Annotated in this window: 20 protein-coding genes and 2 tRNA genes; 7 read left to right on the top strand and 15 right to left on the bottom strand. The window is 70.1% G+C overall.

Features of this window, described 5'->3' with window-relative positions:
- Window positions 1-354 precede the first annotated feature (354 nt).
- From EAO79_RS10260 to galU, 6 genes are all read right to left on the bottom strand, one after another.
- Window positions 355-1530, bottom strand: coding sequence for a N(5)-(carboxyethyl)ornithine synthase (locus EAO79_RS10260; protein ID WP_124768914.1), 1176 nt, complete (start codon window positions 1528-1530; stop codon window positions 355-357).
- 125 nt (window positions 1531-1655) lie between these two features.
- A tRNA-Ala gene (locus EAO79_RS10255) sits at window positions 1656-1732 on the bottom strand.
- 51 nt (window positions 1733-1783) lie between these two features.
- Complete coding sequence (locus EAO79_RS10250) at window positions 1784-2437, bottom strand: hypothetical protein (protein ID WP_124768913.1); 654 nt, start codon at window positions 2435-2437, stop codon at window positions 1784-1786.
- 107 nt (window positions 2438-2544) lie between these two features.
- Window positions 2545-3570 (bottom strand): hypothetical protein, encoded by a 1026-nt coding sequence (locus EAO79_RS10245; RefSeq protein WP_121289799.1) that lies wholly within the window; start codon window positions 3568-3570, stop codon window positions 2545-2547.
- Window positions 3571-3654: 84 nt separating this feature from the next.
- The gene (locus EAO79_RS10240; protein ID WP_241160847.1) at window positions 3655-4308 is read right to left on the bottom strand and encodes a GNAT family N-acetyltransferase; all 654 of its coding nucleotides are present in this window, start codon (window positions 4306-4308) and stop codon (window positions 3655-3657) included.
- A 135-nt stretch (window positions 4309-4443) separates the two neighbouring features.
- Entirely contained in the window at window positions 4444-5337 is an 894-nt protein-coding gene (gene galU / locus EAO79_RS10235) for a UTP--glucose-1-phosphate uridylyltransferase GalU (RefSeq protein WP_124768911.1), read from the bottom strand.
- Between the two features lie 153 nt (window positions 5338-5490).
- Here galU and EAO79_RS10230 point away from each other — a divergent pair, with 153 nt between their 5' ends.
- Genes EAO79_RS10230 through mscL form a run of 3 tightly spaced genes read left to right on the top strand, consistent with a single transcriptional unit; the run spans window position 5491 to window position 6962 of the window.
- On the top strand, window positions 5491-6090 hold the full coding sequence (locus tag EAO79_RS10230; protein WP_085511023.1) for a 5-formyltetrahydrofolate cyclo-ligase: 600 nt from the start codon (window positions 5491-5493) through the stop codon (window positions 6088-6090).
- 32 nt (window positions 6091-6122) lie between these two features.
- Window positions 6123-6464, top strand: a complete 342-nt coding sequence (locus tag EAO79_RS10225; protein WP_124768910.1) for an FmdB family zinc ribbon protein — start codon at window positions 6123-6125, stop codon at window positions 6462-6464.
- A 51-nt stretch (window positions 6465-6515) separates the two neighbouring features.
- The gene (mscL, locus tag EAO79_RS10220) at window positions 6516-6962 is read left to right on the top strand and encodes a large conductance mechanosensitive channel protein MscL (protein WP_124768909.1); all 447 of its coding nucleotides are present in this window, start codon (window positions 6516-6518) and stop codon (window positions 6960-6962) included.
- A 36-nt stretch (window positions 6963-6998) separates the two neighbouring features.
- Here mscL and EAO79_RS10215 read toward each other — a convergent pair whose 3' ends face one another.
- The 3 genes from EAO79_RS10215 to EAO79_RS10205 all read right to left on the bottom strand — a co-directional run bounded on the left by EAO79_RS10215 (window position 6999) and on the right by EAO79_RS10205 (window position 12282).
- Window positions 6999-7214, bottom strand: coding sequence for a hypothetical protein (locus EAO79_RS10215; protein WP_124768908.1), 216 nt, complete (start codon window positions 7212-7214; stop codon window positions 6999-7001).
- Between the two features lie 16 nt (window positions 7215-7230).
- Window positions 7231-10932 (bottom strand): AAA family ATPase, encoded by a 3702-nt coding sequence (locus EAO79_RS10210; RefSeq protein ID WP_241160846.1) that lies wholly within the window; start codon window positions 10930-10932, stop codon window positions 7231-7233.
- Window positions 10933-11067: 135 nt separating this feature from the next.
- Window positions 11068-12282, bottom strand: coding sequence for an ROK family transcriptional regulator (locus tag EAO79_RS10205; RefSeq protein ID WP_124768906.1), 1215 nt, complete (start codon window positions 12280-12282; stop codon window positions 11068-11070).
- A gap of 116 nt (window positions 12283-12398) precedes the next feature.
- On the opposite strand from EAO79_RS10205, the gene EAO79_RS10200 reads away from it, so the two are divergent.
- Entirely contained in the window at window positions 12399-13601 is a 1203-nt protein-coding gene (locus EAO79_RS10200) for a glycosyltransferase family 1 protein (RefSeq protein WP_124768905.1), read from the top strand.
- On the opposite strand, the gene EAO79_RS10195 is transcribed toward EAO79_RS10200, so the two are convergent.
- Entirely contained in the window at window positions 13564-14598 is a 1035-nt protein-coding gene (locus tag EAO79_RS10195) for a Gfo/Idh/MocA family protein (RefSeq protein ID WP_124768904.1), read from the bottom strand. The genes EAO79_RS10200 and EAO79_RS10195 overlap by 38 nt on opposite strands.
- 164 nt (window positions 14599-14762) lie before the next feature.
- Here EAO79_RS10195 and EAO79_RS10190 point away from each other — a divergent pair, with 164 nt between their 5' ends.
- Window positions 14763-15260 carry a LysM peptidoglycan-binding domain-containing protein gene (locus EAO79_RS10190; protein ID WP_159878082.1) on the top strand — a complete coding sequence of 166 codons (498 nt, stop codon included), beginning with the start codon at window positions 14763-14765 and terminating at the stop codon, window positions 15258-15260.
- Window positions 15261-15279: 19 nt separating this feature from the next.
- Here the strand turns inward: EAO79_RS10190 and EAO79_RS10185 are convergent, their stop codons facing one another.
- Window positions 15280-16704 (bottom strand): CitMHS family transporter, encoded by a 1425-nt coding sequence (locus EAO79_RS10185; RefSeq protein ID WP_124768902.1) that lies wholly within the window; start codon window positions 16702-16704, stop codon window positions 15280-15282.
- A gap of 228 nt (window positions 16705-16932) precedes the next feature.
- Between EAO79_RS10185 and EAO79_RS10180 the strand changes: the two genes are divergently transcribed.
- Window positions 16933-18672 carry an ATP-binding protein gene (locus EAO79_RS10180; protein ID WP_124768901.1) on the top strand — a complete coding sequence of 580 codons (1740 nt, stop codon included), beginning with the start codon at window positions 16933-16935 and terminating at the stop codon, window positions 18670-18672.
- Window positions 18672-19343, top strand: a complete 672-nt coding sequence (locus EAO79_RS10175; RefSeq protein ID WP_124768900.1) for a response regulator — start codon at window positions 18672-18674, stop codon at window positions 19341-19343. The genes EAO79_RS10180 and EAO79_RS10175 overlap by 1 nt, the downstream gene beginning before the upstream one ends.
- Window positions 19344-19559: 216 nt before the next feature.
- Here the strand turns inward: EAO79_RS10175 and EAO79_RS10170 are convergent, their stop codons facing one another.
- The 4 genes from EAO79_RS10170 to EAO79_RS10155 form a co-directional block, all read right to left on the bottom strand.
- Window positions 19560-20213 (bottom strand): ScbR family autoregulator-binding transcription factor, encoded by a 654-nt coding sequence (locus EAO79_RS10170; RefSeq protein WP_079705384.1) that lies wholly within the window; start codon window positions 20211-20213, stop codon window positions 19560-19562.
- Between the two features lie 182 nt (window positions 20214-20395).
- Window positions 20396-21238 (bottom strand): LysR family transcriptional regulator, encoded by an 843-nt coding sequence (locus EAO79_RS10165; protein ID WP_079705383.1) that lies wholly within the window; start codon window positions 21236-21238, stop codon window positions 20396-20398.
- Window positions 21239-21316: 78 nt separating this feature from the next.
- Window positions 21317-21388, bottom strand: a tRNA-Arg gene (locus EAO79_RS10160).
- A gap of 25 nt (window positions 21389-21413) precedes the next feature.
- Window positions 21414-21911, bottom strand: a complete 498-nt coding sequence (locus EAO79_RS10155; protein WP_079001921.1) for an HNH endonuclease — start codon at window positions 21909-21911, stop codon at window positions 21414-21416.
- Between the last annotated feature and the right edge of the window lie 184 nt (window positions 21912-22095).

Here is a 22095-nt window from a genome sequence, read left to right as displayed (position 1 = left end):
CAGCGGTGCGGACAGACCTTTCCCGGTCACTGAGCTTGTCGAAGTGCCCACGAACAGGCCTCATCGTTCCGATTCAGTACGGGTGCACCTCTTCCGGTCACTGAGCTTGTCGAAGTGCCTACGAATGCCCTTCGACAGGCTCAGGGACCGGAGGGGGCCGCTCAGGGACCGGAGAGGGTTGCTCGGGGACCGGAGGGGGCTGCTCGGGGACCGGGGTGAAGCCGGGTGCACCTCTCCCGGTCACTGAGCCTGTCGAAGTGCACACGAGAGGCCTCCCGGGCGAGGTGCCTCCGTCAGCGGTACACCGAGAGGCCCGCCGCGGCCCCACTGCTCGCGCAGTCTGCAAAGAACCGATCAGCCCGGCAGGACCTCGTGCGGGTACTCGGCCGACCGGTGCTGGAACTCGGTGACCGCCGGGTTGAGGATGACGCCGTCCTGGATCTCGACGGCCCGCTGGACGGTCAGGCTGTCGGCCCAGGCGGCCGGTCCGGCCAGGACGGTGGGCAGGAACGGCAGCAACGCCTCGCTGTTCTCCCAGCTGGACGAGTTCCACAGGAGCGACGGACTGTGGTCGACCGCGTAGTAGTTGATCTCCCCGCGCCCGACGGTAAACATCGGGTCGTCGAACCCGGTGGTACGCGCCCATTCGAAGGCCATGCCCTCATCGCAGGAGACGTCCACGATGAGGCTGCCGGGCCGGAACGCGCCGAGATCGTCCTCACGGAGGTAGAGCAGTGGTGCGTTCGGGTCCTGCAGCGTGCAGTTGACGACGATGTCGCTCTCGGCCAGGAAGGGTGCGAGCGGAACGCGGCCCTCGTCGGTGATGACCTCGCTGAGGTACGGGCCGTCGTCGTGGTCGAACTGGATCATGCGGGCGGAATGGATGGGCGCCGCGACCGCCGCGACCCGGCGGTTGGTGAGCACGCGCACGTCGTGGATCCCATGGGCGTTGAGCGCGGTCACGGCACCTCGGGCGGTCGCGCCGAACCCGATGACCACGGCGGTCAGGCGACGGCCGTAGCTGCCGGTGGAGCCGCAGAGTTCCAACGCGTGGATCACCGAGCTGTAGCCGGCGAGCTCGTTGTTCTTGTGGAAGACGTGCAACCCGAAACTGCCGTCGGCGGCCCAATGGTTCATCGCCTCGAAGGCGATCAGCGTGAGTCGTTTGTCGATCGCGAGCTGCGTCAGCGCGGCGTCCTGGACGCAGTGCGGCCAGCCCCAGAGCGTCTGCCCGTCCCGGAGCTCCTGGACGTCCTCGAGCTGCGGTTTCGGCAGGAGGACGACGTCCGCCTGCGCGATGACCTCGGCGCGCGTCGCGAACGAGCGGACGTAGGGCGCGATCTCCTCGTCGGAGACGCCGAACCGGGCACCATAGCCGTGCTCCACGACGATCCGAGACCGGAACTCCTCCGGGATGCGCTCGAAGTGCGCCGGGTGGATCGGCACGCGTCGTTCGTCGGGTTTCAGCGAGGTACCGATCACCCCGAGGACGGCGTCGCGCTGCACGGTCGGTTCGGATGCTGCTGGCATGACTGCTCGTCCCGTTCACGGGAACCGAAGCGGCGCCGTGCCCCTGACCGTACAGGACGCGGGCGCCGCCGACGCCCGGAAACGCGACAACCCCGCACCGTGAGGTGCGGGGTTGTCGTTGCAGCTGGTGGACCCAAGGGGATTCGAACCCCTGACCCCCTCGATGCGAACGAGGTGCGCTACCGGACTGCGCCATGGGCCCAACTACTCGTCCAGGCTAGCAGAACCGGCGAGCCGTTTCGAACCGGCCGCGCTAGTCCTCGTAGGGGTTCGGGCCGTCGTCGACCGGCATGCTGCCGTCCTTCGGATTGGCGGCGATGAGGGCAGCGAGGTCGAGATCGCGGAACCAGCGGAGCCGCTGGCTCCGGGCACGCCGATAGTGCTCGTCGACGACCGGCTCGTCGAGGACCCGGTCGAGCTTCGCCTGGATGGCGCGCTCCAGGTCACCCCACGCACGCTCACGAGCGGATTCCGCGATCGCCGCGACGAACTCCTCGTCCTCGCTCACCCGACGGAGTTCGGCGGCGAGCCCCGAATACACCTCGCGGCGACGGGACAGGGCACTCAGGTCGCCTGCACGGTAGTCGTGCTGGTGACGCGCACTCCCCCGACGCTGGAACGCCGTCTGGCGCGCCTCCCGTGCGAGGTCGGCGTACTCCTCCTGCTCGTCGGCCATGCGCCCCAGCTCACGCCGGACAGCCGCCTGCGTCGCCTCGGCGTCGTAGGACGCGCCGTCGCGGAGTGCGCGCTCGATGATCCAGTTCGTGACCTCGACCACGGTCCAGGACCGCGCGATGAGGAGGCCTTCCTCGACCGCGTGCTCGACCGGCGGCGGAGCCACCTCAGGGGGCGCGACGTAGGGCTTCATCGGCTTCCGCCGGCTCTTCCGCCACACGCCCATGGTCACCTTTCGCGTTCCAGGGCGTCGACGAGAACCGAGCGACGAACCCCCTCGACGAGTCTATCCGTCGCCGGTGACCGGTTCATGAACGACCGGACGGGCGCGGTCGGGACTCAGCCCGCGGCGCGGCGACGCTGCAGCAGGGTGGAGCCGCCGGCAGCGATCTCGCCCTCGTCGATGACACCCATCGAGGCGAAACGGCTCGGGGCCGGCTGCGGTTCGACGCGCTCGGGCTGCGGAGCGGCGACGGGCTCCGGACGACGGACGATCGTCGGTACGACCGGCGCGAGACGTTCGGCGCGGGAGGCGATGGCCTCCTGCATGGCCGCCTGGCGCAGGCGATCGTAGGCGTCGGCCTTCGCCAGCTCAGCGGCAGCCGACGATCCCTCGGAGAGGTGGAGCGGCTTCGGGATGGACGTCGGGGTCCACGTCTGCGCCTGCGACGCCGCCTTGACGGGCTCGTTGTACTCGAAGAGCGCCGACTCGACACGCCTGGTCGTGACTGCGACCGCCGGTACCGGCGCGACGGCACGGTGGGCGATGCGCGACATCCGGGAGAGCGCAGAGAGAGCGAGCAGACCGACGACCGTGGACGAGATACCGAGAACGAGACCGCCACCCGCGAGGAACGCGGTCACGCCGGAGCAGAACCCGATGATGGAGGCGACCAACACGGTGGTCGCGAGCAGTCTGGAGCGACGACGGCTTCGCGCGAGCTTCGCCGCTCGGGCGTTGCGCTGCACGGCACGGGCTGCGGCAGCGGCCGCACGACGAGCATCCTCCGCGGCACGGGCGGCGGCTTCGGCCTGCACAGCCCTGGCCTCCTCCTCGCGGCGGATCCGGTCGGCTTCGGCGAGTTCGACGCGCGCCGCGGCCTCGGCCGTCGCCTTCGTCCTGGCCTCGAGCTGCTTGAGGAGCTTGCGCTGCGCGGCGACCTCACGCGACGTCGCCTCGAGGCGGACGGCCTCCGGGACCTCAGCCGTCTCGGCGAGCACACGGAGCGTCTGCTGCAGCCGGATCGCGTTGCGCTCGCTGGCGGAGAACTGACTGTCACGCACCCACGACGGCACCAGGTATACCAGCCACAGCATCGCTGCGACCAGAATGATCACCCCACCGCTCAGGAATCCGCCGTCCATGTCCCTGACCGTAGCGGGTGCAACGACCGGAGACGGGCAGTCGTCGGGTGTGTCCCCGGATAGAGGGGGAAAACGGATACCGGGTCAGCGAGAGGGGAACGGCGACGCGGCCGCGAGACGGTCGGCCTCGGGGATCACGCACGCGTCCTTCGGGACCTGGCCGTCCAACCACCGGTTCAGGACGCCGCCTGGGACTTCTTCGCGGACGAGGCCGAAACAGAAGTGGTCGCGCCAGTCGCCGTCGATGTGGATGAAGCGGCGCCGCAGTCCCTCGTACCGGAACCCGAGCTTCTCGACGACCCGCAGGCTCGGAGCGTTCTCGGGCCGGATGCAGATCTCCAGACGATGGAGCTGCAGGGCGGTGAAGCAGTGGTCGGTGGCCAGGGCGGTCGCGAGCGGTGTGGCACCGAGACCCGCGAACCGCTGCGAGACCCAGTAGCCGATCGACGCCGAGGCCAGCGATCCGTAGGTGATGCCGGAGACGTTGAGCTGGCCGGCGAACTCCCCGTCGACCTCGATGACGAACGGGAGGCCTGCGCCCGAGCGTGCGTGGTTCTGCAGCGACCGGATCGCCGCACGGCTGTCGGCGGGGACCGGGCCGTAGGGGCTCGTCGCCTCCCAGCGGCGCAACCAGGCTCGGTTCTCCGCGAGCTCGCGCTCGAGCGGCCTCGCGTCACGGACCTTGATCGGCCGGATGCTCACTCGCCCACTGCTCAGAACGGGTACGACCTGCGCCACCGTGCCACCCCTCTCGCGTTCTGTGGTGAGCCTAGTGGAGCGCTCACCGATGCACCGACACCACGTCGTCGACAGCATCGCGCCCCGAGATCCGCAGCTGCGGACCCGGGGCGCGTGGTGTGTCGTCGGGTGGACTCAGTCCAGGTTCCCGGCGAAGCCCTTGAGCCACGGACGCAGCTCGGGACCGAGGTCTTCGCGGTCGACGGCGAGCTGCACGATCGCCTTGATGTAGTCGAGGCGGTCGCCCGTGTCGTAACGACGGCCGCGGAAGATGACGCCGTAGACGCCGCCCGTGCCTTCGACGTCGGCGGCCATCTCCTGGAGCGCGTCGGTCAGCTGGATCTCGCCACCCTTGCCCGGCTCGGTGCGCTCGAGGATCTCGAACACCTCGGGCTTCAGTACGTAGCGGCCGATGATGGCGAGGTTGGACGGGGCGTCCTCCTTCGCGGGCTTCTCGACGAGCCCGGTCACCCGGACGACGTCGGGGTCGTCGGTGGCCTCGACGGCTGCTGCACCGTACATGTGGATCGAATCGGGGTCGACCTCCATGAGAGCGATGATCGTCGCGTTGCGCTTGTCCTGCTCGTCGAGCATGCGCTCGAGGAGGACGTCGCGGGCGTCGATGAGGTCGTCGCCGAGGAGCACGGCGAAGGGCTCGTGGCCGACGTGGCGCTTGGCCCGCAGGACGGCGTGGCCGAGGCCCTTCGGGTCTCCCTGGCGCAGGAAGTGGATGTCGGCGAGCTCACTCGACTCGTTGACCTTCTCGAGGCGCTGGGTGTCGCCCTTCTTCGCGAGGTTGAGCTCGAGCTCGGTCACGCGGTCGAAGTGGTTGGCGAGGGCGTTCTTGTTGCGGCCGATGATCATGAGCACATCGGCGAGCCCGGCGCTGACGGCCTCCTCGACGACGTACTGGATGGCCGGCTTGTCGACGACGGGGAGCATCTCCTTCGGCAGGGCCTTCGTCGCCGGAAGGAACCGGGTGCCGAGACCTGCTGCGGGGATGACTGCTTTGGTAACACGAGTGGTCATGAGGGAAAACCTATCGTGTGGAGCCGGGGAAGTCGCCGAATACCCCCTCGATCGAGGGTGAAACCCCCTGAACCCCTGGACGAGGCGACGGATGTCGGCTATGAGGTCGGGCAACGAGCCGGGCGCGACGACGAGCCGTTTAGAATGGGTCGCATGACGAGCCCCGCCGAACACGAGAAACGAGCGCTGCGCGCCGAGCTCCGTGAGCGGCGGGAGCTGCTCACCTCCCTGGAGAAGGAGCGGTCGACCACCGGCCTGACGGACAACCTCCGAGCCCTCGTCTCCCGCTTCGGCGCGACCTCCATCGCCTGCTACCTCTCCTCCCCGAGCGAGCCCGACACCCGTCCCTTCCTCCAGTGGGCGCAGGAGGCGGGCATCCGCATCCTGTTCCCCATCACCCGCACCGACGGGCTCCTCGACTGGACGATCGGCGAGGAAGGCATCGAGACGGTGGGCTTCGCCGGCACCCCCGAGGTCGTGGGTACCACCCTCGGTCCCATCGCGATCAACGACGTCGACCTCATCCTCGTCCCCGCGGCCGCCGTCGACGCCCACGGCATGCGCATGGGCTGGGGTCGCGGGTACTTCGACAAGACGCTCGGCTCGATGGAGCGCTGCCCGCCCGTCTACGCCGTGCTGTACGACACCGAGATCCTCGACGAGGTCCCGAGCGAGATCCACGACGAACCCGTCGGCGGTGCCGTGACCCCGAGCCGCATCCTCGACTTCGACCAGGTCAGACCGCGCCGCTGAGCGCGCCGACCCACCACATCCCAGGAGACCCCGTGCCCACCTACGCCTACCGCTGCACCGAGTGCGGCAACGCCTTCGACGTCCAGCAGTCCTTCACCGACGACTCCCTCACCGAGTGCCCGGCGTGCTCCGGCAAGCTGCGCAAGCTGTTCAGCGCGGTCGGTGTCACGTTCAACGGCTCCGGCTTCTACCGCACGGACTCCCGCGCCGGTGCCGGCAAGGGCTCGAGCTCCATCCCGGCCTCCTCGAAGTCCTCGGAGGGGTCGTCGAGCTCGTCCTCCTCGGACACCAAGGGCGGATCCTCCTCGTCGGGCGGCTCCTCCAGCTCCGGCTCCAGCGCCACACCGGCCTCCGCCGGGAGCGCCACGTCCTGAGCCGGTAGCGTAGCCAGGGTCCTGCCCATCCCCGATCCTCAGGGAGACCCCATGCTCAAAGGCTTCAAGGAGTTCATCCTCCGCGGCAACGTGATCGACCTGGCCGTGGCCGTCGTGATCGGGGCCGCGTTCACCGCCATCGTCAACTCGCTCGTCGAGAACATCTTCAACCCGCTGCTCGGGGCGCTCTTCCGCGCGGAGAGCCTGAACGACGCGTTCAACGTCTCCATCCCGACGGTCGATGGCGACCCTGCCGTCATCCACTTCGGCGCGTTCATCGGCGCGACCATCCAGTTCCTGTTGGTCGCCGCCGTGGTCTACTTCGTCATCGTGCTGCCGATGAACCACTTCAAGCGCGTCACCACGAAGCCGACGATCGCCGACGAGGCCGCAGCACCGAGTGAGCTGTCGCTCCTCACCGAGATCCGCGACGTCTTGAAGACGGGCACGAGCGCTCCGCTGCCGCCCGCACGCGACGACACGACCGACGGCCGCTAGTCCGGCTCGTCCAGCAGCACTAACATCCCGTCCCGCTCACCAGTGGGGCGGGACGTTGCGTTGCAGCTCGTCGTCGTTGCCGCCGCCGCCAGCGGGTTCGACGGTGCCGCCCCAGGCGGCGTCGGTGTCCTCCGCCGCCTTGACGGGATCGGCCGGCAGCTGCGGCGCGGGATCCGTTCCGGGAGCACCGGGGCGGATCGCCCGCCTCGATCCTCGGGGGCGGACGATCCGTGGCTCCTGATCGTCCTGCATGATCAGTGTCCGACCATCAGTGGCGCGGGACCTGCACGGCGATCGGCGCGGTGTCGAGGTGCTCGGTCGTGTTGAGCCCGAGCACACCGGCCACACGCTGCGCGACCGCCTCGGCATCGGCGAAGAGGTCGAAGCTGTGCACGCGGACGTAGTGCCAGCCGAGGCGGCGCAGGACGTCGGGGCGGAGCCGCAGCGATTCACGGAGGCTCGCGTCACCCAGTTCCTCGTCGCACTCGACGACCACGGCTCGGCCACCCCACGAGGCGACCAGGGCGAGCTTGCCGCGGTAGCCCATGTCGACCCGCATCCCGAGCGTCTCGAGGCGCGTCGCGAGGTCGACGAGCATCGGCTCGGCCTCGTGCGTCGCCTGATCCTCGGAGGCGCGGCGCGACGTGTCCGTGAGGATGCGTGCGAGCGCGAGGATGCCGTGCTGGATCCGGTTCTGGTCGAGGTCTTCAGGGCGGACGCAGGAGACGATCACCATGGACCGCCGTGCGCGCGTCATGCCGACCGCGAGCAGCCGGTCACCGCCGGGCTGGCCCAGCGCTCCGAAGTCGGACAGGACCCGACCGTGCGGCGTCAGGCCGTACCCGATCGAGAAGATGACGCGGTCGCGGCTCTCGGCCACGGACTGCTCGAGCGTCAGGACGGTGAACGGTTCCGCCCGCTCGCGGAGGAGGAAGTCGGAGAGGTCGGCACGACGGGAGAACGCTGCGAGGACCGCCTGCTGGACCCGGACCGCGTGCTTGTCGCTCGCGGTCACGACCATCAGGGATTCCTTCGGACGGTTCGAGGCGTGCTCGAGGACGAGTTCCACCACTCGTTCGACCTCGACGTCGACACTCTCCACCGCTCCGGTGACCGGGTCGGGCATGCCGAGCCCGCCGGGCACGTAGTCGAGGCTCAGGCTGCCGTGGCCCAGGAACGAACCCGCCCACGGCAGGGAGTCGATCTGGCCACCGTAGAACCGCTCGTTGACGAGTTCTGCGAGGTCCTCGCCTCCCGCGCGGTAGGAGCGCGTCAGCATGAGGGTCGGCAGGACGGAGCTCAGCTGTTCGAGCGCGGAATCACGGTGCAGCTCGGCGATGTCGGCGTGCTGCTCGGGCGTCGCCTCCTGATCCGACAGACGGATCTCGAAGGGCGACGGACTCTGCGTGACCGGGTCACCGAAGGCGACGACCTGACGCGCACGACGGATGGCGTCCACGTTCTCGGCGAGGAGCGTCGCCCCAGCGTCGACGAGGAAGACGGCGTCGAAGGACGCACTCTCGGGGATGCGAGGCACCTCGTACGGCGAGACGAGCCAGACCGGAGCGAGGACGCGGGACAGCGTGGGTGCCGCCTGCTCGAGCTCGGCCGCTCGGAGTGGTCGATCGCGCTTGAGGAGCGCCCGGAGCGCCATGCCCTCGGTGGCATGGTCGACGAGACCGATCTTCCAGGTGTCGGCCAGCAGCGAGGCGAGGAGCTGCCCGGAGGCGGAGGCGTGCGCCTCGTCCACCAGCCGGAAGTCGGACTCGAGACGCTCGACGACGCTCGTGTTCGCGCCGAGCAGGCCGCGGTCCTCGGTGAGCACGAGTTCGAGCATCGACTGCCACCAGGCGAGTTCGAGCTCGTCGGCGAGGCGCGTCCGCGGCACGTGCCGCTGGGACAGGTCGATGATGAGCTCGCCGAGACCCTGCTCGCGCAGGCCGGCGAGGATCGCGGTGCGCTCCTGGAGGTTGTGGAGGACCTCGGACTCGGCGGCGAGCTCGGAGATGGTGCGGACGAGACTCGGGATCGCGAGGCGTCCGAGGCGGTCCGGGGTGTCGGCGATACCGAGCGGCTGGTCGACCAGCTCGAGCTTCGCAGCGACCGTCTGGTACGCCTGCTCGACGTCCGCGATGCCGAGCGGCACCTCGGGCGGCGCGCCGGTCGTCACGTAGCGCTGCCACAGGGTGCGCTGCTGCTGGATCCGACGGAGGGCGGCGTTCATGTCGGGCACGTGTGCGCCGGGCCGCAGGTACTCCTTGGCCAGGGCTTTGAGTCGCCGGCGGCTCGCCGACGACATCGCGGCGGAGTCCTTCCGCGGGCTCGTCGCGACGATGAGGTCGGCGAGCGACCGGTCGAAGACGTCGGGCTGGAAGCGGTCGAGCGTCTCGCGGATGTCCGCGAGGAGTCGCAGGTAGATGCCCAGCTCGTCGATGGACTCGAACGGCCGCATCTGCGTCTGCCCGATGAGCCCGTACGCGCGCTCCAGGAGCTGCGGCAGGTCCTTACGGTGCAGGCGCTTGGCGAGGTCGTGGGTCTCCTGGGCTTCCGCGGTCGTGTCGAACGACGCGCCGTACCAGGGCGAGTCGCCCGGACCGTAGCGGAACTCGCCGAGGGCGGCCGCGCCTTCGAGCGCCTCCGCCGCGCGGGAGCGGCCTGCGGCGAGCCCGACGAGCGTCTGGCGGTCGAGCCGGACCAGGGTTCCCGGAGGGTGCGGCAGCTTGGAGAGCTTCGAGAGTGCTTCGAGCGCTTCGATGACCGAGACCCGCAGGTCCGGGTCCTTCGCCTGCAGCGAGGTGCGGTAGTCGATGAGGACCCGACGCAGCCGGACGAGTGCGTCGTCGACCTCGCCGACCTGCGGCGGGATCGCGCGCTCGTTGCGCGTGATCGCCTGGATGAGGTCGCGGCGGAGGGTCGACGGCGACGCGCACAGACCGGGCAGACCGACCTTGGTCAGGCGGTGGCGGATGCCCTCGAGCGTGGAGCGGCGGGGGCTGACGACGAGGACGCGCTTGTGCTGCGACGCGAGCACGCCGATCGCGTTCACGATGGTCTGCGTGCCGCCCGTGCCCGGAAGCGTCGTGACGACGAGCGAGTTGCCGGCACCGATCTGCGCGATGACGTTCTCCTGCTCGACGTCCGCGTCGAGCAGGAGGGTGTCGGTCGACGGCGGGCGGTCGTCCTGGCCCGGCGCGTCGACGGGCGTGAAGCTGCTGCGCACGAGGCCGACCGCACCCTCGTCGCCGGCGACGGCGTCGAGGATCGGGTGGTCGAGCTTGGCGGCGTCGTCGAGCAGGGAGTGACCGACGGCGGCGAACGAGGAGACGAGCAGACGCGGCTGGACGGTGAACCACTCGAGCCCGGCGGCGAGCGAGCGGAGGCGGTCGATGACGGGCTGCGGCTTGAAGACCCCGCCCGATTCACTCAGCGCGACGAACTCGTCGGGATCGAGGACGATGCCGAACTGCTCGCGGAGGGCACGGACGAGTTCCGGGTTCGCGGTCGTGGCGCCGCGCAGCTTGACCTCGTAGTCGCGACCGTACCGGCGGATGGCCAGCGGCCGGAGCAGGACCGGCGCGCTGAAGTCCTCACCCTGATGCGTCCACTGGGCGAGACCGACGGCGAGGTGGACGGCGTCGATGCCGCGGACGGTGGAGAGCTCGATGCCCTTCGTCGTGATGCGGTCGGCGGCGCGCTTCGCACCGCGGAGCGCGATCTCGTCGCGGATGAGGTTCGACAGCAGCGTCGATTTGCCCGAGATGAACTGCGGCAGACCACCGGGATGCGTCGAGCTGAGCTCCACCCGGGTCGTCGGGGCGTCCACGAAGTGGAGCAGCGGCGATGGGCCGCCGACCGTGCTGAGCTGCTGACGCCAGGCGTGCAGCGCCGTGTCGACCACGCCTGCCGATGCCGCCACGGGACCCTCGCGGAGTTGCGCCTCCGCTGCTTCCCGTTCGACTCCGGACGTCACGTCGCCGTCATCCCGTCTCTTCTCTAGCCGCCACACACTTGCACCATACGTGCCCGGTAGTGGAAACACCGGGAAGCGGTGCGGTTTTTCGCCGAGTCCGCCGAGGAAATGTGCGACGCGCGCGTCGTCCGAGGGTCAGGAGACGCCGAGGAGGCCGGAGAGCACCATCACCGCGGTGCCGCGCAGGACGATGTCGGCGCCCTGCTCGCTCATCCGGATCTGCACGCCGCCGTGGAACTCGGTCATCGTGCGCGCCCGCACGGTCTCGATCGCCGCGTCGAGGAGCACGCCGGCGAGCAACTCCTCCGGGCCGCTCACCACGATCTCCGACAGGTTCAGCGCACCGACGATCGCGGCGAGCGAGACACCGAGGCGCTCCCCTGCCGCGCGCAGGATCTCCTCGCGACGCTGCTCGACCTCCGCGGCGGGAAGATCGCTCGCCTCGGCCGCCGCGAGGAGCTCGCGCAGGTGCGGCACGGCCAGCCAGGCCTCGAGACACCCCCGCTTCCCGCAGGCGCACAGCGGCCCGCCGTCGGTGCCGACGACCACGTGGCCGATCTCACCGGCGGCGAACCGGCTCCCGAAGAGCGGATGGCCGCCCACGAGCAGCCCTGCCCCGACGCCGTTCCCGACGCTCACGAGCATGAGGTCGCCGTCCGCCCCGCCGAAGCTGTACTCTGCGAGCACCGCGGCGTTGGCGTCGTTCGCGACGAGGACCGGCACCTGGGCGACCTGCTCGATCGCCCCCTGGAGGTCGACGTCGGTCCAGCCGAGGTTCGGGGCGCTGCGGACCGTGCCGGTCATGTCGACGACGCCGGGCGAACCGACCCCGATGCCCAGCACCTCGACCGTCGCCTCCTCGACGAGGTCTGCGGCGAGCGCGACGGCCTTCGCGATCGCGTCCGTCCCCGTGGCGCCGTCGAGCGGTACCTCGAGCATCGTCACGACCTCGCCGTCGAGGGTCAGCACAGCACCTCTGAACACCTCGGTGTCGGAGAGGTCGAGGCCGACGATCTGGAACTCGTCGCGGTTGATGTCGATGAGCGTGGCGGGCTTGCCCGGGCGAGAGGTCTCGCGGAGGCCGACCTCGACGATGAGGTTGTCCGCGATGAGCGAGGCGACGAGGTCGGAGATGCTCACCCGGGTCAGGCCGGTGGCGCGGGCGATGTCGGCCCGACTCATGGCACCGCTGGCGAAGAGGGTCTGGAGGACGAGCGCCCGGTTGTGACCACGGGCGTGCTCCGGCAGGACCTTCGCGTTCGGCCGCAGCCGCCGCGCCGGGGTGTACGAGAAGGATTCGATCCGCTCCGACGCGATCCCGCCGCCGCTTCCGAATCCACCAGCACTCATGCGATAAGTAAAGCAGGCTGCGCCTCATCGTGCGGCACCGCGATGTCACCCGATGGTCACCGACACGTCGCCCGCCGGGCACCGCTGCGACCCGTACGACGCGGAGCATCATGGGTGTGAGGATCGCAATCGTGACCGAGTCGTTCCTGCCGCAGATGAACGGCGTCACCCACTCCCTGCTCCGCATCATGGAGCACTTCGCGGACCGAGGGGACGAGGTGCTCGTCATCGCCCCCGGCGCCGGAGCCTTGACGCCACGGCTCCACGAGGGCTTCCGGGTGGACGGCGTCCCGTCGATCCCGCTCCCCCGCTACCGGAACGTGCGGGTCGCCGCCGGCGGAGTCGGCCGGATCACCGAGCTCCTCCGCGGCTTCCGCCCCGACGTGGTGCACCTGGCCTCGCCGTTCGTCCTCGGCTGGCGCGGTGTCCAGGCCGCCGAGCGCTTGGGCGTCCCGACCGTCGCCGTGTACCAGACCGACATCCCGGCCTACGCCGGACGGTACGGGTTCCCGGTCGCCGAAGCGTTGCTGTGGCAGCACGTCGAGCGCCTCCACGGCCGGTCGACGCTCACGCTTGCGCCGTCACGGCAGTCGATCGCTCAGCTGGAGGCGCACGCCATCCCGCGGGTCCGCCTGTGGGTGCGCGGCGTCGACGCCGTGCGGTTCTCACCGGAGCGGCGCAGCGAAGCCTGGCGTCGTTCCGTCGCTCCCGGCGGCGAACGGATCGTGGGCTACGTCGGTCGGCTCGCGGCCGAGAAGCAGGTCGAGGACCTCGCGGTGCTCGGTGGGCTCCCGGGCGTCAAGCTCGTCATCGTCGGCGAGGGGCCACTGCGTGCCTCACTCGAACAGCGGCTGCCGAACGCGGTCTTCACCGGATTCCTGGGCGGCGAGGACCTGGCGGTCGCGATGGCGGGACTGGACGTGTTCGTCCACCCCGGCGAGTCGGAGACCTTCTGCCAGACCATCCAGGAGGCGATGGCCTCTGGCGTACCCGTCGTCGCGACCGGTCGAGGTGGGCCGGTCGACCTCGTGGACTCCAGCCGCACCGGGTGGCTCTACGAACCCGGCAGGCTCGACCAGCTGCGCGGGTTCGTGCAGGACCTCGTGGGCGACGAGGTGAAGCGGGCGGCGTTCGGTGCCGCGGCTCGGGCAGGCGTCCTGCCGCGCAGCTGGAAGAGCGTCAGCAGCGCGCTGATCGGGCACTACAGTGACGCCATCGAGATGCACGAGGGCGCTCGGGCACGACGGAGCGGTCTCGACCCGCGTGTTCAGATGCCTCGGGTCACTCGCCCGGGTACCGGACGCCGATCTGGCGCCTGACCTCATCGAGGGTCTCCATGATCGCGACCGTCTCGGCGAGCGGCATGATGTCACCGGAGAGGCGGCCCTCGGAGGCGAGCCGTTCGAGCTCCCACGCCTGGAAGTGCATGCCGCGGCCGTCCACCTCGGAACGGTAGGTCTCGACGACCTCGCCGTCGGTGCCGAACACTCGGAAGGTCGTCGCCGTGTACCAGACGCGGTCGAACTCGATCCAGCCGTCGGTCCCGACGATGGCCGCGCGGTTCGGGCCGACGGTGTTGCTCGCCGACAGGGTGTTCGCCACCTGGCCGTCCGCGTAGCCGAAGAGGGTCGCGACCTGCATGTCCGCCCCCGTGTCGCGGAGCGCGGCCGTGGCCTGGATCGTCGTCGGGGTCCCGAAGACGGACGACGCGAAGGAGACCGGGTACACGCCGAGGTCGAGCAGCGCGCCGCCGCCCAGCTCGAGGTTGTTCATGCGGTGCTCCGGGTCGTCCGAGAGCAGCTGAGTGTGATCGGCGACGAGGCTGCGCGGCTGCCCGATGACGCCGTCGGCAAGCAGCTCGCGGAGCCGGACCATGTGCGGGAGGAACCGGGTCCACATCGCCTCGAGGACGACCAGACCGCGCTCCGCGGCGAGCGCCACGACCGCCTGCGCCTCGGCGGCGTTGAGGGTGAAGGGCTTCTCGATGAGGACATGCTTCCCGGCGTCGAGCGCCAGCACCGCCTGCTCAGCGTGGAACGGGTGCGGGGTCGCGATGTAGATCACGTCGACCTCGGGGTCGGCGGCGAGCGCCTCGTACCCCACGTGGACGTTCGGGATGTCGAACTCGGCGGCGAACGCGGCTGCGGTCTCGGCGGATCGCGAGGCGACGGCCCGGACGTCGAAGCCGTGCCGTCGGAGGTCGGCGGTGAAGCTCTTCGCGACGCCGGCGGGGCCGAGGATGCCCCATCGCAAGCCGGTGGACGGGCCTGCCGTTGGGGTTCCCGTTCCGGTCCGGTCGATGTCCTGCTCCGTCATGGCTCTCCTTCGATGCGCGTTCCAGCAGCCTACTGGAGGGCCTCCGGCGCTCGGGATTTCGGGGGTAGCCCTGCTCGGACTCGCGGCGCCTCGCCGTAGGCTGAGGGTTCGACCGAGCCCCGCCGACCGCGCTGAGGGCCCGGTCCATCCTGGGGGGATGCGTTGTGGGGCCGAAGGAATCGACCGGACGTCGACGTGCGCTGTCGCACGTCCGGACCCTCGCGATCGGTGTCGTCGGTCTCCTCGCCCTCAGCGGCTGCGTCTCGGAGCCGGCCCCGCCTCCGGTGACGGTCGTCGTCACCCAGCAGCCGGACCCGTCGCCCTCGGTCGCCCCGGTGCCCACCTCCACTGCGCGCGACGCGCTGCCTCCTGAACCGGCGCCGATCGTGCCGAACGCGCCGGCGGAACCGGCGGAACCGATTCCGGAGGGCCCCGCGTTCGACCTCGGGCCGAGGGACGGTGCGCTCGGCCCGGTCGTCTCGGACGCCGATGGCAATCCGATCAGTTACACGGTGGTCGCCGGCGACGTGTTCTTCGACATCGCGCAGCGCTTCGACCTGCCGCAGCAGCAGTTGCTCCGCATGAACCCGTCGATCCCCGGCTTCGGACTCGACATCTACATCGGCGACATCGTCAACCTCGACTGGACGACCACGCGTTGAGCCTCGGCGCCCGCCGGTGTCAGCCGAACGGGATGGTGCCCACGAGCACGCCGACGACGAGCATCACGAGCGAGACGATCGCGGCGCGCCACAGGACCTTCTTGTGGTGGTCGCCGAGGTTCACGCTGGCGAGCGAGACGAGCAGGAGGATGGCCGGCACGAGCGGGCTCTGCAGGTGGACCGGCTGACCGGTGATCGACGCCCGCGCCATCTCGACCGGCTCGATGCCGAAGGTCGAGGCGCTCTCGGCCAGCACCGGCAGGATGCCGAAGTAGAACGCGTCGTTGCTCATGAAGAACGTCATCGGGATGCTGAGCACCCCGGTGATGACCGCGAGGAACGGACCGAGCTCCGTCGGGATGATGTCGACGATCCAATCGGCCATCGCGGTGACCATGCCGGTCCCGTTGAGGACGCCGATCAGCACACCGGCCGCGAGCACCATCGAGACGACGCCGACGATGCTCGGGGCGTGGGCGACGATCTCCTTGGACTGCTGCGCGAGCCGCGGGAAGTTCACCAGGAGGGCGATGGCGGTGCCGACCATGAACACGTAGGGCAACGGCACGAGGTCGAGCACGAGCAGCGTCATGACCGCGACCGTGAGCACGAGGTTGACCCAGATGAGTCGCGGGCGCAGGGTGTCGCGCTCGGGGTCGAGCATCGTGTCGGCCATGGCCGTGTCGTCAGGGCGGACGAGGGTCGCGAGGCGCCCACGGGCACTGGTCGAGAAGGTCGTCGACATGCCGCCGGTGAGCGGGTGGTCGGCGGGCCCGGAACCCGAACCCGGTGCGGCGACGCCGGAGGCGCCGTCGCCGAGGAGGTCGACGCCCGCGAGGCGCTTGCGCTCCCCCAGTCCCAGGAACCAGGCGAAGGCGAACACGAGGACGAGGCCGGCGGCGAGCGACGGCAGCATCGGGACGAAGATCTCGGTCGGCGAGACGCCCAGGGCCGAGGCGGCTCGAACGGTCGGCCCACCCCACGGGACGATGTTGAGCGTGCCGTTCGCGAGCCCGGCGACGCAGGTGAGGACGACCGGGTTCATGCCGAGCCGCAGGTAGATCGGCAGCATCGCGGCGGTCGTCACGATGAAGGTCGTCGACCCGTCGCCGTCGAGTGACACCGCGCCCGCCAGGAGCGCCGTACCGACGACGATCTTCGCCGGGTCATTGCCCAGCGCACGGACGATGAACCGGACGAGCGGGTCGAAGAGCCCGACGTCGATCATGATCCCGAAGTACATGATCGCGAACATCAACAGGGCGGCGGTCGGAGCGAGGCTGCCGATCGCCTCGATGACCATGTCGCCGAGCCCGAGTCCGGCCCCGGCGAACAGCCCGAAGACCGTGGGGACGATGATGAGCGCCACCATCGGGGTGAGGCGCTTCGTCATGATCAGCACCATGAAGGTGAGGATCATCGCGAATCCGAGAATGACCAGCATGTCGACTCCTTCGTCTGCGTGCACCGCGGTGTGCACGACGGGACGCGGCGCGGCGACACGGGCGATGGACCGAGCGCGGCGGGCGTTCCCGGAACCGTACGGGAGCGGCACGGAGCTGTCTCGCTTGTGGGCGTTCGGCTCGGATCTGCGGGTTACACCACCTTCTGCGCATTCTGCTCATCACGCGGTCGACGCCGCCCATCGCCCCGGCGACGTACGATCGGAGCCATGATCGGCGACGAAGCGGAGCGGCCAGGTCGACGACGGGGCGGGCGCTCCAGCTTCGCGGCGCAGGTGCTCGTGCTGCAGCTGGTCGTCGTCATCGCGGTCGTCGCCGTGTGCACGGGCGTGTTCGCCTGGATGAGCAGCGAGCGCCTCGTGCAGGAGGCCCAGTCCACCGCCCTCGCGATCGCCCAGAGTGTCGCGAGCGATCCCGACGTCCGCACCGCCGTGACGCTCGAGGCACGTACCCCGGGGACGCCGACGGCGGCCGACCTCCGGACCGGCCCCCTGCAGGAGCTCGGCCGTGAGGTCGGCGCACGGACCGGGGCGCTCTTCGTGGTCATCACCGACGAGCGCGGGATCCGTCTGGCGCACCCCGACCCCGACCAGCTCGGGCTCCGGGTGAGCACCAGCGCGGAAGCGGCCTTGGCCGGTACGGAGTCGGTCTCGTGGGAGACCGGCACCCTCGGCCCGTCTGCGCGCGCCAAGGTGCCCGTCTTCGCCGCCGAGTCCTCCGACACCGGTGGGGCCGTGGTCTCGTCCGGCGCCGGCGAGGTCGTCGGCGAGATCAGCGTCGGGTTCGCCCCGCAGCGCGTGTTCGCCGACGTCGTGGGCGAGACCATGCTGGTCGCGGGCGCAGCGCTCCTCGCGCTGACGATCGGTCTGGTCGCTTCGATGCTCATCCGGCGCCGGCTGCGGCGGCTGACCCTCGGCCTCGGACCGGAGGAACTCGCCGCGCTCGTGCAGAACCAGGCTGCGGTCCTCGGCGGGGTCGGCGAAGGCGTCCTCGGTGTCTCGCCGGACGGCGTCGTGACGGTGTGCACCGATCAGGCGGCCAGGCTCCTCGACATCGGGTCGGTCGTCGGGCGCCGGTTCGACGACCTCGACCTGCCCGATCCACTGGTGGACCTCGTCGTGGACGACGCCGCATCGCCGACCTCGGCCCAGCTCGTCGTCGGGTCCCGCGTCCTGTTCGTCGACGTCCGGCCCGTGTCCCGGGACGGCGTCGACCTCGGGCGGGTGGTCGTCGTCCGCGACCGTACCGACGTCGAGGCGCTCACCCGGCGGCTCGACGCGGTCGCGACGATGACGACCGCCCTCCGCGCGCAGCGGCACGAGTTCGCGAACCGGTTGCACGCGATCTCCGGACTCCTCGAGACCGGGCAGGACGCCGAGGCCCGCGACTATCTCGCCAACGTGCTCGACCATGGACCGCTGAAGTACCCGGTGCAACACGCGGACCGACTCACCGAGCCCTACCTCCAGGCCTTCCTCGGCGCGAAGGGCGTCGAAGCTGCGGAACGCGGGGTGCTCGTGACCATCGGCTCCGAGACCCTCGTCACCGGCTCCCTGTGCGATCCTGAGGACGTGACCACCGTCCTCGGCAACCTGCTCGACAATGCGGTGAACGCGGCCGTCGCGGGCCGGGTCCGACCGGCCTGGGTGGAGGTCGAGGTCCTCGACCACGGCACCGAGCTGCACTGCTCCGTGATGGACTCGGGCGACGGCGTCGTGGCGACCGGCCAGGACGACGCTCCACCCGCCTCCCCGACCAGCGACCACGGCGATCTGGACGACGTCCACGGCCACGGGTTCGGTCTGCCCCTCTCACGCGACATCGCCCGTCGTCGAGGAGGGGACGTCTGGTTGGCGTCTCCCGGCGTCCGCGGCGAACACGGAGCGGTCTTCTGCGCGCGGCTCCCCGGGACGGTCGTACCGGCGCCGTCCATGGCGGGAGACGGATGATGGCGGCCGATCTCACCGTGCTGGTCGTCGACGACGACTTCCACGTCGCCCGCCTGCACTGCCGGATCGTCGACGAGGTCGACGGGTTCCGGGCGCTCAGTCCTGTCGGGTCTGCTGCCGAGGCCGCACGGAGCATCGCCGCCGAGCCGCCCGACCTCGTGCTCCTCGACGGCTACCTTCCCGATCGGAACGGGCTCGAGCTCCTCGTGGACCTCCCGATCGACACCATCGTCGTCTCCGCAGCGTCGGACGGTGCGTCCGTGCGCAGAGCGCTTCGTGCGGGAGCCCTCGGGTATCTGGTGAAGCCGTTCGCGCCGCAGGTGCTCCATGACCGGCTCGCCGCCTACGCCCGCTTCCGCAACGTCCTCGACGAGGCGGTGAACGCCGACCAGGAGAGGATCGAGCGCGCCCTGCGCATCCTGCACTCCGGCGACGCCGGGGCGACGACCCGGTCGAGATCCGCGACGGAGACAGCAGTCCTCGAAGCGGTGTCGGAGGCGGACGGAGAGCGCTCGGCCGCCGAAGTGGCCGAGCTGGTCGGCGTCTCACGCGCGACGGCGCAACGGTATCTCTCCGCGCTGGCCGCCCGAGGGCTCCTGACGACGCAGCTGCGGTACGGGACCGCCGGGCGTCCAGAGCACCGGTACGCGCCGCCAGGCGTCGGCCGCTGAGGCGTCCACACGCCGTCGGCTGGGCGATCCCCCCACGACATCGCCCAGCCCGGCACGTGAACCAACTCTTCACCGATGGAACGCGGAATGCCCCCGCACGCCGTGATCCATCCGTCGTCGCACGACGATCAGCAAAGTGAGTTAATCACCCGATTCAGTTTAGGGTGACCTCACGGCGCATGCGTCAGGGCTACCCCCTAACGTGCACCCGACCGCTCAGGCGTCCTGCGCGTCGAAGGCGGCGTCGAGGACGGCGAGCACCTCGGCCTGGCGATCCGCGACGATGACCGCTGCGATGAGGATCCGCCACATGGTGTCGACCGCGTTGAGGAGGTCGGTCCGGCCGGCCAGCAGGTTCGAGATGAGCTGCGTCCCGGTGAAGAACGCGACGAAGGACCTCGCCAGTTCCGCCGGCTCGAGCGGAGACTGCAGCTCACCGAGCTCGATCGAGGCCTGCACCCGCTCCTCGACGCTCGCTATCCACTGCTCGTGGAACGCGGTCGTCGGAGCCTGGATGACGCCCTGCTCGAGGGACAGCCGCAGGCCGGCGCGCGTGATGGGGTCGGTGAGCAGTTGCTCGGTGATGAGGCGGGAGGCCTGGACCAGCCCACCGAACGGCGAGGGCGCGGTGGTCGGCGCGGTCAACGCAGCGATCGAGCGCGTGCTCTGCTCGTTGATGACGGCGATCGCCAGTTCCTCTTTCGAGGGGAAGTAGAAGTAGAGCGAGCCCTGCGTCGTCCCCGCCTCGCGGGCGATGTCCGACAGGCTCGCCTGTCCGTAGCCGACCCGGTCGAACATGCGGGCGGCACCTTCGACGACGGTCTGGCGTCGTTCATGACCTCGTTGCTGCTGTGGTCGTCGTTCGGGCATGTGCGTTTCCTGCTTCTGTCATCCCCCGATTCAGGGATAAGCGTACCCACTCCGAGCTGAGAAGACGGTGTCGAACGCGGCAGAAATTCGGAACAAGTCGACCGACTTGATCGCGAGAAGATCCCGGTCGGGTCGCAAAAGGGCGCATCGAGGGTGTCATCACCGACCGCGACCGAGCGGACTCACTCGCGTCGGGTGACCAGGGCGAACCGTTCGCGGAGCTCAGGTGCGTCGGCGAACGGTCGCCAGCACAGGCCGTCGTCCTCCCGCATCGCAGCTACCGGACGGAGGGCGACGAGTCGCTCACCGAAGCGCAGGGCGTCGAGGAACAGGGTGTCGTTCCCCGCGTCGATCGTCAGCGAGCGCGGGTACCAGCCGCGCGCCGCGAGCGCGCCGGCCAACCAGGCCGAGTACGCCGGGTCCTTGCCGGGCTCGGGACGGAGCAGCTCCTGGTCGGCGAGATCGGACCACTCGATGACGTCCTTCGCCGACAGCGGGTGCGCGGCGCGCATGACGACGCCGAGCGGCAGCGCAGCGATCTCCTCTGCGGCGAGCTCGTCCGGCAGCTCCATCGGCAGACGCACGATGGTGGCGTCGAGACGACCGGTGGTGACGAGGTGCAGCTGCTCGACCGGTTCGATCGCGACGGCGACCGCCGGGACGTCGATGCGGCGACCGGCCTCGGAGACGACCGCGTCCCACGTCGTCGGCGGACGGCCGACCCGGATGTGCCGAGCCGGTGACGCGGGATCCATGTCGGCGACGACGTCGATGAAGGTGCGGACCTTCAACAGGAAGCGCTGCCCCTCACGCGTCGGGCGGTACTCCTCCCCCAGGACGCTGAACAGCTCGACCCCGAGCGCGGCCTCGAGCCGCCGCAGCTGCTGCGCGAGACTCGGCTGTGCGACCCCGAGCAGGTTCGCCGCGGCACCGAGCGTCCGAGCATCCGCGACGACCACGGCCGACCGCAGCTGACGAAGGGTGATGGCGTCGCGTTCGAGTTGGCGGTGGAGGTCGTGCGTCATGCTTCGAGCCTACGGCGTGCTCGCAGCCCTACCCGACAGGCGAAGCCGTGCTCGCCTGGACGACCGTACCTCCGACAGTGCCCCTGGAGGGACTCGAACCCCCAACCCTTTCCTTAGGACGGAACTGCTCTTCCATTGAGCTACAGAGGCTGACCCGACGAGTTTAGCCGGTCGCTCAGGCGGCGGGCGCCAGGTACTGCTCCCAGTCGGGCTCCGAGCGCTCGACGCCCCGCACCATCCACTGCGAGCCGTGCGGCGTCCCCGGTGAGACCCGGAGGCTCCAGTTCATCTCCATCGGCGTACGGTCGCCCTTCACGTTGTTGCAGCGCAGGCAGCAGGCCACGAGGTTCTCCCAGCTGTCCACACCCCCGCGCGAGCGCGGCTGCACGTGGTCGATCGTCGTCGCCGCCTTCCCGCAGTAGGCGCAGCGGTGGCCGTCGCGGCGCAGCACCCCGCGGCGGGTCACGGGCACCCGGCGGGCGTTCGGGATCCGGACGTATCTGGTGAGCAGGATGACCGACGGCCGATCGAACGATCCGCTCGTCGCCACCACGGGATGCGAGGAGTCGATCTCGACGACGGTCGCCTTGTGATGCATCACGAGCACGAGGGCCCGCTTGAACGAGACGATCGCGAGCGGCTCGTAGCCCGCGTTCAACACCAGTGTGCGCATGCACGTTCCCTTCCGAAGGGCCACGACGGCTGCCGTGACCGGTCGACGATCACCACCTGCAGCGTCCGTGACGCGCCGGATCGAGTCGTCTCCGGGGAACAAAAAAGGGCACTGTCATGACGACAGCACCCTCTTGACCCACGGCGGAGCCGCGGCACGCTTGGCTGGAATGCCGCAGCACGTA

The organism is Plantibacter sp. PA-3-X8, from assembly GCF_003856975.1.
Taxonomy (GTDB): Bacteria; Actinomycetota; Actinomycetes; order Actinomycetales; family Microbacteriaceae; genus Plantibacter; species Plantibacter auratus.
Note: the sequence above shows the minus strand (reverse complement) of the source record. Positions and strands in the feature narration are given on the sequence as shown.

Bases quoted from the DNA above. Each gene is read 5' to 3' on its own strand.
- EAO79_RS10260 (WP_124768914.1), bottom strand. From the start codon at position 1,530: ATGCCAGCAGCATCCGAACCGACCGTGCAGCGCGACGCCGTCCTCGGG.
- EAO79_RS10245 (WP_121289799.1), bottom strand. From the start codon at position 3,570: ATGGACGGCGGATTCCTGAGCGGTGGGGTGATCATTCTGGTCGCAGCG.
- galU (WP_124768911.1), bottom strand. From the start codon at position 5,337: ATGACCACTCGTGTTACCAAAGCAGTCATCCCCGCAGCAGGTCTCGGC.
- EAO79_RS10230 (WP_085511023.1), top strand. From the start codon at position 5,491: ATGACGAGCCCCGCCGAACACGAGAAACGAGCGCTGCGCGCCGAGCTC.
- mscL (WP_124768909.1), top strand. From the start codon at position 6,516: ATGCTCAAAGGCTTCAAGGAGTTCATCCTCCGCGGCAACGTGATCGAC.
- EAO79_RS10215 (WP_124768908.1), bottom strand. From the start codon at position 7,214: ATGCAGGACGATCAGGAGCCACGGATCGTCCGCCCCCGAGGATCGAGG.
- EAO79_RS10205 (WP_124768906.1), bottom strand. From the start codon at position 12,282: ATGAGTGCTGGTGGATTCGGAAGCGGCGGCGGGATCGCGTCGGAGCGG.
- EAO79_RS10195 (WP_124768904.1), bottom strand. From the start codon at position 14,598: ATGACGGAGCAGGACATCGACCGGACCGGAACGGGAACCCCAACGGCA.
- EAO79_RS10185 (WP_124768902.1), bottom strand. From the start codon at position 16,704: ATGCTGGTCATTCTCGGATTCGCGATGATCCTCACCTTCATGGTGCTG.
- EAO79_RS10180 (WP_124768901.1), top strand. From the start codon at position 16,933: ATGATCGGCGACGAAGCGGAGCGGCCAGGTCGACGACGGGGCGGGCGC.
- EAO79_RS10175 (WP_124768900.1), top strand. From the start codon at position 18,672: ATGGCGGCCGATCTCACCGTGCTGGTCGTCGACGACGACTTCCACGTC.
- EAO79_RS10170 (WP_079705384.1), bottom strand. From the start codon at position 20,213: ATGCCCGAACGACGACCACAGCAGCAACGAGGTCATGAACGACGCCAG.
- EAO79_RS10165 (WP_079705383.1), bottom strand. From the start codon at position 21,238: ATGACGCACGACCTCCACCGCCAACTCGAACGCGACGCCATCACCCTT.
- EAO79_RS10155 (WP_079001921.1), bottom strand. From the start codon at position 21,911: ATGCGCACACTGGTGTTGAACGCGGGCTACGAGCCGCTCGCGATCGTC.